This is a genomic window from Pseudomonas sp. PS02303 (genome assembly GCF_029959925.1).
In the GTDB taxonomy this organism is placed as follows: Bacteria; Pseudomonadota; Gammaproteobacteria; order Pseudomonadales; family Pseudomonadaceae; genus Aquipseudomonas; species Aquipseudomonas mandelii.
On sequence record NZ_JASCOM010000032.1, the window covers coordinates 1 to 12,573 of the forward strand.

General features: G+C 50.1%; 12 protein-coding genes. 9 read left to right on the forward strand and 3 right to left on the reverse strand.

Annotated elements, in window-relative coordinates:
- Both QMX98_RS10825 and QMX98_RS10830 read right to left on the reverse strand, forming a co-directional pair.
- On the reverse strand, positions 1-299 hold a 299-nt coding region (locus QMX98_RS10825; RefSeq protein ID WP_282410753.1), incomplete at its 3' end, for a DUF692 family multinuclear iron-containing protein.
- Between the two features lie 18 nt (positions 300-317).
- Complete coding sequence (locus QMX98_RS10830; RefSeq protein ID WP_021703078.1) at positions 318-590, reverse strand: DUF2282 domain-containing protein; 273 nt, start codon at positions 588-590, stop codon at positions 318-320.
- A gap of 342 nt (positions 591-932) precedes the next feature.
- Between QMX98_RS10830 and QMX98_RS10835 the strand changes: the two genes are divergently transcribed.
- The 5 genes from QMX98_RS10835 (at position 933) to QMX98_RS10855 (ending at position 7,318) form a co-directional block, all read left to right on the forward strand.
- Positions 933-1,346, forward strand: coding sequence for a DUF1109 domain-containing protein (locus tag QMX98_RS10835; RefSeq protein WP_282410754.1), 414 nt, complete (start codon positions 933-935; stop codon positions 1,344-1,346).
- Between the two features lie 99 nt (positions 1,347-1,445).
- Positions 1,446-2,921, forward strand: a complete 1,476-nt coding sequence (locus QMX98_RS10840) for a site-specific integrase (RefSeq protein WP_282410755.1) — start codon at positions 1,446-1,448, stop codon at positions 2,919-2,921.
- On the forward strand, positions 2,914-4,848 hold the full coding sequence (locus QMX98_RS10845; protein ID WP_143519838.1) for a hypothetical protein: 1,935 nt from the start codon (positions 2,914-2,916) through the stop codon (positions 4,846-4,848). Before QMX98_RS10840 ends, QMX98_RS10845 begins: the two co-directional genes overlap by 8 nt.
- On the forward strand, positions 4,845-6,887 hold the full coding sequence (locus tag QMX98_RS10850) for an integrase (RefSeq protein WP_235378426.1): 2,043 nt from the start codon (positions 4,845-4,847) through the stop codon (positions 6,885-6,887). The genes QMX98_RS10845 and QMX98_RS10850 overlap by 4 nt, the downstream gene beginning before the upstream one ends.
- A 2-nt stretch (positions 6,888-6,889) precedes the next feature.
- Complete coding sequence (locus QMX98_RS10855; protein WP_033896464.1) at positions 6,890-7,318, forward strand: hypothetical protein; 429 nt, start codon at positions 6,890-6,892, stop codon at positions 7,316-7,318.
- A 55-nt stretch (positions 7,319-7,373) separates the two neighbouring features.
- Here QMX98_RS10855 and QMX98_RS10860 read toward each other — a convergent pair whose 3' ends face one another.
- Positions 7,374-7,601, reverse strand: a complete 228-nt coding sequence (locus QMX98_RS10860; protein WP_033896465.1) for a helix-turn-helix transcriptional regulator — start codon at positions 7,599-7,601, stop codon at positions 7,374-7,376.
- A 101-nt stretch (positions 7,602-7,702) separates the two neighbouring features.
- Between QMX98_RS10860 and QMX98_RS10865 the strand changes: the two genes are divergently transcribed.
- From QMX98_RS10865 to QMX98_RS10880, 4 genes are all read left to right on the forward strand, one after another.
- Positions 7,703-8,296, forward strand: a complete 594-nt coding sequence (locus QMX98_RS10865) for a hypothetical protein (RefSeq protein WP_282410756.1) — start codon at positions 7,703-7,705, stop codon at positions 8,294-8,296.
- Positions 8,293-9,687, forward strand: a complete 1,395-nt coding sequence (locus QMX98_RS10870) for a DEAD/DEAH box helicase family protein (protein WP_149415257.1) — start codon at positions 8,293-8,295, stop codon at positions 9,685-9,687. Before QMX98_RS10865 ends, QMX98_RS10870 begins: the two co-directional genes overlap by 4 nt.
- A gap of 626 nt (positions 9,688-10,313) precedes the next feature.
- Positions 10,314-11,312 (forward strand): ATP-grasp domain-containing protein, encoded by a 999-nt coding sequence (locus QMX98_RS10875; RefSeq protein WP_033896469.1) that lies wholly within the window; start codon positions 10,314-10,316, stop codon positions 11,310-11,312.
- A 78-nt stretch (positions 11,313-11,390) separates the two neighbouring features.
- Entirely contained in the window at positions 11,391-12,530 is a 1,140-nt protein-coding gene (locus QMX98_RS10880) for a trypsin-like peptidase domain-containing protein (protein WP_042561217.1), read from the forward strand.
- Positions 12,531-12,573 lie beyond the last annotated feature (43 nt).

Below are 12,573 nucleotides of genomic sequence, written 5' to 3' on the forward strand. Positions count from 1 at the left end.
GTGGACCAGGCGAGGGGTGCGGATACCAGCGCCGATCGCACGTGGTCTGCCAGCCTGCGCAGGCGCTGGAGGTGCGGCGGGGCGGGGGCGGCGTCCGCCGCCAGGGACAGGGAGACCCCGTGCAGCGACAGCGGATGCCGTTCGCCCACCGCTTCCAGGTGGGCCAGGCGAGCACCGCCAACCATGTAGTTCTCTGGGTGGACCTCAAACCACAGCCCGGCTGCGCTGCAGTCCCGGGCGGCGTCGTAGTGCTCGGCCTTCAAACCAAGGCCGGCACCCAGTGGCATAGGAGCGTGCATGATCGGCGGCGCCTGCGCTCAGGACTTGATCGGCGTGAGCGAGCCCATGCCCTTGGGGGTCTTGATCGAGGTGCAGGTGCCTGCCGGGACGTTCTTCCAGGCATTGCCCTGGTAGTCGACCTTGGAGGTGCCGGCGCAGCTGGTGCCGGCACCGGCGGCGCAGTCGTTCTTGCCGGCCAGGGAGACGCCGTAGCATTTTTCCACGCTTGGCGTGGCCTGGTTGTCGGCCATGGCGGTGGATGCAATGGAGGCGAGGGCGAGTGCGGCGGTAGCGAGGGCGAAGCTTTTCATGGTGTATCTCCGTGAGAGGCTCAATGGCCGCCAGCGCAACGTGACGGTCCGACCAGTAATTCGCTCTGGCGGCGCACTTGGTTACAGCACATCGAATATTTCCTTCGACGTGCTCACGCTCGCCGCCTTGACGCCTGCCCATGCCCCGGGGGCGCGACCACCTGGTGCTACAGCGCGGGAAAATTCACCCAGGCTGTAACCGTTACCCCCTTGGCAGCGAACTACCTCCACAGGGCCTGGCCGGTGCCAACGGCACCGCGCTCGGCCGCACATGGCTTCGATGGCCGGGCGCCCGCTGGTGCCAAGGCCCGCTTGGCATCGGGTAGCAGAGGTAGTTGGACGATGAGGACTGACGAGCTGATTACCCTGCTGGCGACCGGTGTGCCGGCGGTCGACAAGCACCTGTTCGGCAAGCGCTTTGCCCTGGCGCTGGTGGTCAGTGTCCTGGGGGCCGCGTTGCTGATGACCCTGCTGTTCGGGGTACGTCCCGATCTGGCGCAGGTGGCTCGCTTGCCGCTTTTCTACGCCAAGCTGGCGTTGCCGGTCGCGTTGCTGCCGGGGGCGCTGTACCTGACGCGGCGCACCGCGTGTCCGGGCGGGCGGGTCGGCGGCGCCTGGGTCATGCTGTGCATACCGTTGCTGGTGCTGTGGTTGGCCAGTGCCTATACCCTGCTGGAGGCACCGCTGGCCGCCCGCTTGCCATTGACCCTGGGTAGAACCTGGAAGGGTTGCCCGTTCAAGTATTCCATAAGTTAGACCCTTGGGTCGAATCGCTTAACAAGAAAGACATTGACAAGAAGCCTTGATTTTTAGCGCTTAACATCTAGGGTTGACTCAGTCCTTTGAGGGTGAGTCATGTCCTACTCAAATCGGCGTTACGAAGGTCGCCTCGTTCTCATCCCTCACGCGCAGAGCGCCTTCGCGACCCTGCATGTCGGTATCCAGCCCGTTGACTCAATTAAATCGGTACTTGAAGGGGCTGAAACCAAACAGCTCTACCAGGTTGAGGAAATCGGCTCTTCGTTTACCTCGGGAGATATCTACAATCTCCCGTTTCTGTTTCATAAGGAAGGTGAGCCTTGGCATGAAGCCAATTCATACCTTTTATCCTTGATTGAAAATAAAACGTTAAGCAATAGGCCTACCGATGATCTGCGCCGTCGAGCCAGCAAATTATTAGACTACTTGATCTACTGTGAAAGCGAAGGACTTAACTGGCTCGACTTTTCGGGGCGTCGCCCTGTGTTGAGACCTACATATAAGTATTTTGCTCATTTGATAAATCATAGTGGGCGTAGTTCGGCAGTCGTAAATCAATACACAGGCGTGGTATTTGATTTCTATAGATTTGTTTGTGCCAATTGGCATGACATTGACTTGCAGCGAGTAGATACAGTCAAGGAGGTAAAATTTTTAATTAAAAATGCTTACGGGGCCGCTAGGGTGATTACGGCTGAAAAGCGTAGTCAAACTAAATCAACGGTTCCAGGAAGGCTGGTATCAATAGGGTATGTGCGAGAGGACAACGAAGATCTTCGTCCTTTGTCTAATGTTGAGCTGGCTGAGTTTTTGAAGGTTATTGAAGGTGAGGAGTGGTCAGCACTAGAACGTCTTATACTGTTGACGGCTTTGATGACTGGCGCCCGTAAGCAGACCGTGCTTACGATGCGGTTAAAGCATCTAAAAGGGTTCATTTCAGAAAAGCTGCAGTTAGATGGCACCTATCTGTTACATGCCGGTCCAGGCACAGGGATGGATACCAAGAAAGACCGTAGCCAACGTTTGCACGTGCCAAAGCAACTTGCTGAGGAGTTACGGGTGCTTGGAGATAGTCCGATGATGAGGCAACGGCGAGATAAGTTTAGAACCGCTCTGTCTTTATATTACCCAAATATACAGATAAAAGACGAGGATATGTACGTCTTTTTATCTGATCAGGGAGGGTGTTATTACATGGCAAAAGATGATCCGCGCTACCCTATTGTCAAATCTAGACCCATTGGCCAAGTCACAGACACAATAAAGCGAAAAATATTGCAAAAGACATCTGATAAGTACCCTCAGGACTTTTCGTATCACTGGTTGCGTGCGACTTTTGGGTTTCAGCTCTATCAAAGATTGCAGGCCCTTATTGTTGTGGGGCTTATGCGTCCAGGAGATGATATTGATTTTATAATGGAGCGAATGCACCACGCCACACGAGAGATGACAGAGCATTACCTTCAACTATTCAAGATGCTTCCTCAGAAAACTGTCGCGCAGGAAAAGTTTGAGGCTAGTCTATTTTTAGGTAGTTATTCAAGTTTTATACTGAGTGCTCAAGATGAATAGTCATGTTGATTGGTCATTTCGTGAAACAAAAGTCATCACGGTAGATGAAATCAGTCAGGAGCATGTGTTTCCGGAGCGCTTGCGTCTAAAGCTTGCCAATGCAAAGGGGTATAAGTCGCCTATCGATATTGGGAGTATCGCATATGCAACGCGAGGCGAAGCTAGATCGAGGGAGTTTGACAATGCCGGTACTATATCGGTTGTCGAGTCATCTCTTGTGGAAAGTAGGCGTGAGCTAGTGGTGAAGCTCCTCGATTCTCTAATAGGTTTGCGCGATAATTCGATAGTAACCCAGTTTAGAGTGTTGCACATTGTCGTGAATTGGTTAAATGCCAATGGTTATGTGGAGGTTTTTACTGATGTAAGTTGTGCATCTAGAGCATACGCTGACTACACATCTTATCTTAATGATTCAATCAGAAAAGGGGATTTTGCTCCTCAGCATGCCGCTAAATGTCAGAAGACCTTACAGTTCATAATTGGACTCCAGTTTTCATCAGTAGTGGATTATGTAGTTCGTAGTGCCGTGCCAATTGCTAGGCAAAGAAAAGCAATAAAGCCGCCTAGAGAATCCGATGTACACTTTTTTACGGACGTATGTATTGCCATTGCGCGTGATTACAGTAATTTTATTCTTGAGCAAGAGCCATTTCCATGCGTAGTCCGGATAAGAAATTATGAAGTTGTTAAGTTTCCCTCTAATGGTGGAATGAATAGTCCTTTTCGACAGGGGCATGATTGTTATAACGTGGCAGAAAGACGTGTTGCAACAGTCGAAGAATACATGTCCAAATATGCTGGAAGAGGTCAGACAATTAGGCTTTGTGAAGCAGAGCGTGCTATAGCAGATGCGCAGGCTAGCGTAGAATTTGCTAATTCTGAATCTCGTAATTATGTCCGGTTGCAAATGGCCGCCTTTGCTGTAAAAGCATATATTTCTCTTTTTATGTTGATGACAGGTGCATCACCTACTGAACTGGAACAGTTTAGTTATGAGGATGCTCTGGGGATTGATAAGTCAGTATTGAAGAAAGAATTAACGGCTGTAAAATTTCGTGCTAGAGGAAAGATGACCGGATATGTCTTAGGGCGAAAAAAAGGGTTAACACTGCTTCGAGAGTATTTTAAGTTGCGTGATTGGATTCTCAATGGAGAATATGTTGATAGATTGTTTTTCAAGATAAAGATTTCTAAAGGCGCTGTTTGTCTATCATTTTCTGATCTTGATGCCGGGGCTGCGGCAACTAGGTTTTACTCATCGATTTCGGGCGTTTTTGTAGATGGCAAATATCCAAAAATAACCTATAACAAGGCGCGTAAGCATAAAAGTTCCGCTCATCACGCGGCTAAGTACTCCCTGGAAACAGTTGCGCGGGCGTTAAATCATTCCAGTGGGGTGAATATTTCGTCGTACTCAGAAGCCACTGTTGAACAGCAGGAAAGTGAGTTTGGTACTTACTGGGATTCAGTGCGTAAAGCTGCTCAAATGGTACGTGAGCGAAGTGTTACAGCGTCAGATAAACTTGACTCAATTGCCGTTGGTCATTGTGACTCGTTCAGGTTTCCAGTTCCCGTCAGCGATACCGAAGCACCGGTGATTCAGCCGAATTGTCGTAATCAGTACGGCTGTTTGTATTGCACTCATTATTTCTGTCACGCCGATGAAGATGATATTCATAAGTTATTAAGTCTCCATTATGTGGTTAACGCTGTACGCAATACTGCTCAGGATAGTGGTCACGCAGAAGTACTCTATAAGGACTTATCCATTCGGGTCGAGTTTATCTTAGAGGCAATTGCAAATCGCTCGGAGTCTGTTTCGCAGTTAGTATCTGCCATGAGGAATAAAGTATTTAATCTTGGGGTGCTAACGCCATTTTGGGAGCGACGCCTGCAACGCTATGAAGCAATGGGGGTTGTATTTTGAGTGCCTCTGCGGTAAGTGGTTTATATGCCGCCATGGGTAATTTGGGTGCCGTTGCTCCTGATGCTGCAATGCTGGATATAAACTTTAAACCCTCATCTGAGTTTGTTCTGTGTCGAAATAAACATGGTACGCCAACGGCAATATATAAAGAGTGGATATGGGACTTTAATCCATATCGACTTGGAGCGACGAGGGTCACGAAGTTTAGATTTGATAAGATTTTAAAGTCGATTGGTCCCGAAAACAAAGCGTTGATCGATGAGGTGAAATACATTATCTATTGTCTTGCATATTTCGCAGGAGGTGGTCGTCTGGGGCGGTTGAGTGCAAAGACATTAGAGCAGCGCTGGGTGGTTTTGCGGAGCGCGGTGTTGTTTTGTTATGAGCAAATCCAAAAGCCTTTAGTTGGTGTGTTGTCCTTGCAACAACTTTTCAGTACCCCGGTCTATTTGGCAGCGTTTATTGCTGAGAGGGCGCAGCCACATTTTCCGCAAATGCTATCAGCTTTGCTTGCCAATTTAATTTCTGTTGGTGATGATCGATTGGGTTATCGCGTTATTAGTTCGCGTGATATTGAATTGCGTCGACATGAGCCTAATCAACATCCGGTTATTCCAACTAGGATCTATTTGGAGCTAATAAACGTTCTCCAAGATATGCTTGATCAGATTCACCGAGGCGTAGAAAGCCTGGAGTGCTTTGTATCTAAGTTTTGCGATGAATTCTATGGGCTCGCTCATGATGTTCAGAAAAGTCTGTTGCCTGGCGGAAAGGCTAATTACAGACCAATTATGACTGAGGTGCTTCAGGCTCATTGTCTGAATGAGGTTTTTTCTGGAGTTTTTTCTTGTTCTCATAAAAGAGGGTTGAGCCCTGCGCTATTGAAAATGCAATACATTGTAAAAAACGTAATTCACTTATACACAGGCATGAGAGAGCAAGAGGTGCTGCGCATGCAGTATGATTGTTTGTCTGATGAGATCTATTTAAAGGAGGTCGTTGATGATAATGGAGTGACTCGCGACTTGGCGAGATCAGTCTCAGTTCTGTCGACGACCACAAAATTTACAGGGTACAAAAAATCAGAATCGTGGTTCGCGCCGAGCGAAGTTGTCAAGGCTGTAAAAATTGCGCAGGCAATTTGTCGAGGACTAGCAAGTATCTATAAAATTGATGTGGATAATGACTGTCCATTATTTCTAAATCCCGCAGTCCTTCGAAAACGCAATACCGATGTTGGTGTGGGGAAGTTAGGGAATTTTTATAATAAAATTCCTCTAATAGAAGGTGTCAGGATTGAGCTTTCTGACATACAGGAGTTGGCGCAAACTGATACGAAGCGTGACTTTTACAGTGAGCCAGAGTTTGCGGTAGGTCGTTCTTGGCCGCTGACAGGTCACCAGTTTCGCCGTTCATTAGCTTTCTATGGTAGCAATAGTGGATTTATTTCGTTGCCCAGTTTGAAGTCGCAATACAAACAAGTGACTCTCGAAATGGCTCGCTATTACAGTAATGGGTTTCAAAATCTAAAGACTATTTTTGGATACTACGATCCGAAAAGTAATGGCTTTGTCTTGCCCAACTCGCATGTTGCGTTGGAGTTTCAGATGGGGATGCCGATGGCTGTTGCGAATCAACTGCTGTCCGATGTGCTGTTCAGGGAAGCACCATTGTTCGGAGGCACGGGGTCTTATATTGAGAAACAGAAAGCTCGTTTGAAGAATGGTGAAGTATGCATTGAGGATGTTAGGGCAGACACTTTGATTCGTGTGAAGAATTGCGAGATTAGCTATCGGCCAACTTTTTTAGGTGGTTGTTCTAAGGTTGGTCGATGTGATTATTTTTTGCTTGGTGATTTCACAGAATGTTTGATATGTGAAGGCGCAATAATACAGCCTGAAAAAGTTGGCCATGCCATTGAGGCTATGACTGAAGAGTTAACGCTATATTCTTATGGTTCGGGAGAATATCAAGTAGCCAATGGGGATCTTGAACGACTCCTGAGCTTTAAGGCGCGCTTTATTGATAAGGATGTGTAGCTATGCGTTCTAATAAAGTAGTTGGTCGTGGTTTGCTTGAGTGTGAAGAGGCGTTGCAGCGCCTTCTCGAAGGCAGGCCAGTTGTGGCGGAGCATGTAGGCTTATCTCGTTCGAAAATCACCGCGAGCATTGTAAGTTTCGAAGCCGGATTTGATCGTGGCTACCTCAAGAAATCTCGTAACGCACATTTGCCCATATTAGCCAGGATTGAGGCTTTTCGTGCAGAGGCAAATCGGGGGGGCAGTCATTCAAACACTAAAAAAATTGACAGTTTGGAAGATAAGCTTGATGCCTTGGCGACTGAATTAGCAACTGTTCGTGCGCAGCGCGACCGGGTCCTCACACAAAATCTACAGCTATGGGAACGCGTAAGGGAGTTAGAGTTGGCGGAGCGCCAAATCAAGCCTTTTCAGGTTAGGTTGCATCCTTAAAGTCAAGGTTTGTCTCTACCTCAATGAGGTTGCTAGGGGGCAATTCCTGACCTTATCAATCGCTAGCATCTTTGGCTGTCGGCAGAAGTGACCCTGGTTCACACCCTAGGCTCAAAGCAATCTGATAAAGCTTCTCGACCGTTATGTTTACCTCTCCACGTTCGATGCGCCCCATATAGCTACGATCAACCTTGCAGACGAGAGCTAGGACGTCTTGGGACAAGCCCTTAGCCTTCCTTGCTTCCCGTATCTTCGTTCCCAAGGCCTTCGCCAATTTCCCCATAGCTGCCTCAACCTGCTTGAGGCAGCACTATCGGGCGTTTGCGGACGAATCAGCCACGGACTATAATCCGTATTTTTGTTCGCGGAACTCTGGGTGCCTGCATGAAACATGATTCATTCGAATTCGACAGGCAGTTGTACGACTTGCTTTGCCAAGAAATACATCAGCGGTTCACGACTCGCCAGCTTCGAGATGCCTATGCAGCGACTCTAGACTTCCCTGGCTATGAGCTGGGCGCAGTTCGGATTTACGTTTATGAGCAAATCCGTCGACTGATTCGTGCCGGCTGGGTTGTGAAGTCGCCGAAACTCAGTAAGCGTGGACAGCTCTTCCATCTGTTGGAAAGGCCGGCCCATATAAACCTTGTGCTGGTTGCTTCCCGATTTCAAAGACCTGACAACTCATCCCCTTTTCACTCTGAAAGCGTTGAAGGTCCGTTGGTCGAGCTGCCAACACGATCAGCACAAAATGAATCGGACGACCAAGGCCGTCTTCAAGAAATGCTAAAAGAGACTCGCCTAGACCTCCTGTCCTCAATGGGGGAAACGGAGCGTTACAAACAGCTCTTTGAGGAGATCCCTGTTTTAAGAGCCCGGCTTCAAGGCGAATACCATGAGGTTCGAGACCGCAGCTCTCGGTTGCTGGGGCATCTTCGTGCGCTTGAAAACTCGCTCAAGGCAATTGCCGCGGCATGACAAAATCTCTTCGAGAGTGGCAAAGGGAATGTATAGAAACCGCGCTTGAGCACTATCGCGGTAACCCTCACTTCTTCTGCCAAGCAACACCAGGTTCGGGAAAAACGCGAATGGCAGCAGAGCTAGCCAAGGTGCTGCTCGAGCGCAATGAAATTGATTTGATCCTTTGTTTCGCTCCATCTCGACAAGTGGTAGATGGCTTCCGTCGGACGTTTGCCGAAGTGCTCGGGAGACGGCTTGATGGGTTAATCGGCGCTGTGGGTGCTGTGTGTACCTATCAAGGTATGGAGTATCGGGATGAGGCGTTTTGGAGGCTCTTCGATGAGCATCGTATATTCGCCGTATTTGATGAGATACATCACTGTGCAGGCCACGATGCGCTGTTAAGCAATGCTTGGGGCCAACAGATCATTCAGAGAGTTCAAGATCGCGCAGCATGCACGCTTGCACTTTCGGGTACTCCTTGGCGATCTGATCAAAAGGCAATCGCCTTGGCACGCTATTCCACGCCTGAGGCAAATCTTATCTGCGATTATCGATATGGATTGCCAGAGGCAATCGCGGACCAAGTTTGTCGATCGCCTCGGATAGTCATTCTTGACAATCAAATGGTTAGGTTTTCTGAGGCCGTTGCAAGCGAGAATACGGTCACGATTTTCCCAAACATAGCCAGGCTTTTGGCCGACTCTCCTGTGTCCTACGAAGATCTTTTATGTCATGAGGATATTCTCAAGCAGCTACTGCTCTTGGGGTGTAACAAGCTTAATTCGATTCGCGAGGTGAAGCCTGACGCCGGCGGCCTAGTGGTAGCAACGAACATTGAACATGCCCATCAGATCGCGGCTATGCTCCGGCACCAAGGTGAGATGTGCCAAGTCGTAACCAACAAGACTCCCAATGCTCAGCAGGTAATCAACGACTTTCGCTACAGCAGTTGTCCTTGGATAGTCGCTGTTGGGATGATCAGTGAAGGGACGGATATCCCTAGGTTACAGGTGTGCTGTCACCTGAGTCGGATCAGGACCGAATTATACTACCGACAAGTTCTAGGACGGATCCTGCGTCGTTCAACTACGACTGACAACGAAGCATGGCTTTACGTCCTGGCGGAACCAACGCTTCAGCAGTTTTCTGAGCGGGTAGCTGATGACTTGCCAGATTCCCATGCTGTGCTCAGCTTGGTACGGGGGGCGCCGAGTGACTCCGTCAGCTACGAGTTTGGAAGTGGCGATGCTGAGTCGAGGAGCGATCTGGAGATCGGGTTCGGCCTTATGCATCCAGATCAAGCTGGTCATAGCTCTTCAGCGTCTCTTAAAGACTTCGTGATTGGACCTGCATACGAGCTTAGTTTTTCGCAACACTACCGCACGCAGTTACTTCGAGTTTGTTAATCCCCGGCCACTCATCTGGTGCGCGCGAGCGGGTTTTGGCTTATGCGGAAATGGACCTTCACGGGTGTCCTCGTTTCATGGAATGTGGATACGCGGAATTTTGCCCAATCGCGTAGTTGTTGACCCTTTAGTCGCCGGACTCCAGGTGGTGGTATAGATTATCCCGGGGTCGATACTGGTTCAAAACTTGAGGACGGTACGGGGTGAGCTTCAGTTGCCCTGCAGCTTCATACGCTGAAATAGAATGTCTGTGGACGATTTACTTGATGTCGCTGCAGAATTGTTAGAAAAATGTTGCGATCGGTGCCCATTCTTAACTGGACTCGACTCGAAAATGACGATGCTGTTTGTTTTTCTCCGGCTGACCTCGCCTAGTTTTGCCTCACCACCACCGTCCCGAATTATTTTACGAGCGCAGGAACCGCATGCAAGCGGTCCAGTTTAAAAGCTGAAAACCGAAATTGTGGATGGGAGCTTGTCTCGTGATGACGCTCTCCTGGAACAACGCGCTGCATTGCCTTGACGCTACGGCCGGACTCGTTATGTTCCGGTTGAACTTATCGGATGCTGTCAGTCCCCGTCATCGGGTTTGACTGTCAGTGCACATCTACAAGTGAGGTTAAAACATGATTTGGTTTCTCGAAGGGCAGTCTAGCCAGCGCGACATTATTCAAGGTGCGCGTGATGCGCTGCCACCTGAGGTGAAGATTTTCGCCTCGCATCGCGACGATCGCCCTGAAATCACGGCCGGTGCAGATATTAGTTTCACCGAGCCTCGTGGTGCTGAAGAGCGGATCTCGTGGGTGATTTCGACTGCACGCACCTATGGCATCAAAGTAATCCTGGCAGGTCGATTGGGGGGTGTATTTGAGCAGGCCCGGGCTCGATTCGAGGAAGCTGGCCTGGTGCTGGTAACCGGTGGGACATCGATGCGAACCTTCGACCTCGTTGATGACAAGAGCAGGTTTACTGCTGAGGCAGAGCGTGCTGGCTTGGCTTGCGTGCCGGCGATCACTGCTACGAATGCTGAGGATATGTTTGCTGCTTACGAAACTCTTTCGGCGTCGGGTGAGGTCTGCGTAAAACCTGCAGTCGGCATCTATGGCCAAGGCTTTTGGCGTTTCAAAGAGGGTGCTGATCCCTTTCGCTGCTTTGCTGATCCCGATGCACGGGTTGCGAATTTCGCTACATACATGCGTGCTTACAGCGAAAGAGCAACGCCGCCAGCGATGCTTGTGATGCCTTACATGCCCGGGAGCGAGTGTTCGGTCGATATGGTCTGCGAGGCTGGCCGAGCGATCGCGTTCGTGGCCCGGAGGAAGACCGGCGTCCATCAGATTTTTGAAAACGATGGTGCAGCGGTTGAGCTTGCACTCAAAGCGGCCGAGCATTTCCAGTGTGACGGCATTGTGAACGTTCAGACAAAGGATGATGCGCAGGGTATACCCCACTTGTTGGAAATCAACCCGCGCTACTCTGGTGGCGTTGGTTATACCCGGGAGGCTGGCGTCAATTTGGCGGGCATATTTGCTACTCGCCGCCTGAATCTCCCTGAGCCAGCTACCGTTTGGCGGCCAGACGTACGTGTGAAAGGGGTCACCGTTGCAGCTGTAGTGCCAAAATGACATCCTGAGGCATCGAGAAACCTGAAGTTTGGTACCATTGCAGCGCGGTGGTTTTAGCACTCAAGGAGTAATCAAGGAATGATGGTGCTCGCGCCAGGCGTAAACACCGCGGTATCAGGTGCACGGAGTGAATGGACTCTGGAATGCGGAAACTCCTCGGCTTTCGGGGAGTACGCGGCGATTGCCATACTGCCGGTAAATGACAAACGCCAACCCACTGGTGAGGCTGCACTATTCCAGACTACACAGTCATGGATGGAGTGGAGCGGCGACCAAGCGAAGGTTGGTTGTAAGTTGAACCTGTCAGCCCTCCCGCCCGGCAGCGATCGGGTGCTTCTTATCGCGTACACATTTTCCGCAGCCGGCCCGGTAAGCGAGCTTCGTTCGTTGCATTTGCTTGTGGACGAACAGATCGAATACCGATTGGACCTTCACGATAACGGTGAAGCGGCGATCATCATCGGCGAGTTCTACATCCGTAATCAGCAATGGAAGTTTCGTGCCCTAGCTGAGGGTTCGGCTTATGGGTTGGCAGCCCTTGGGCGTCGGATTGGCATCGATATCAATGACGCTCATCCCAAAGGGCGCAGTCGTACAGGTGATCCTGATCGATCGCGCACGGGAGCAACCGGTACCGGCTTCGCTGTTTCGCAGAACCATGTGCTCACCTGTGCCCACGTAATCGAGGGTATGAGTGAGATATCTATTTCCTCCTTTGAGGGTCGTTATCGTGCGGAGCCAGTCGTAATCGATCAGCGTAACGACATCGCTCTCCTCAGAGTCATGGAATCCCCCACATTGAAACCAGTGTCCTTCAAAAAGGGCTTTGGCTGTGACCTAGGCGAATCTGTTGTTGCTTTGGGTTTCCCGTTGTCAGGTTTTGCCGGCGGCGGTGTGCACGTTACCCAGGGTGGTGTGTCGGCGTTGTTTGGCCTCCACAACGATTCAAGCCTTTTGCAATTTACCGCGGCCATTCAACCAGGCTCTAGCGGATCTCCCTTGTTTGATTCATCAGGTGCCGTAGTCGGTTTGGTCACGTCGACAATGCCTGATGCTCAAAATATGAATTTTGCGGTTAAGGCGTCGTTGCTCCTCTCCTTTCTGGATGCGTGCCGCGTCGATGCACCTCAAACATCCAACAGCAAGACGTTCACCACTGCTGAATTAGCTCGCTCGGCCCAAGCATCTATGTGGCGCGTCGAAGCCAAGAATTTTTAGCCCCTATTTTGACTTGAAAGCTGCGGACGAGACGTTAGGTTAT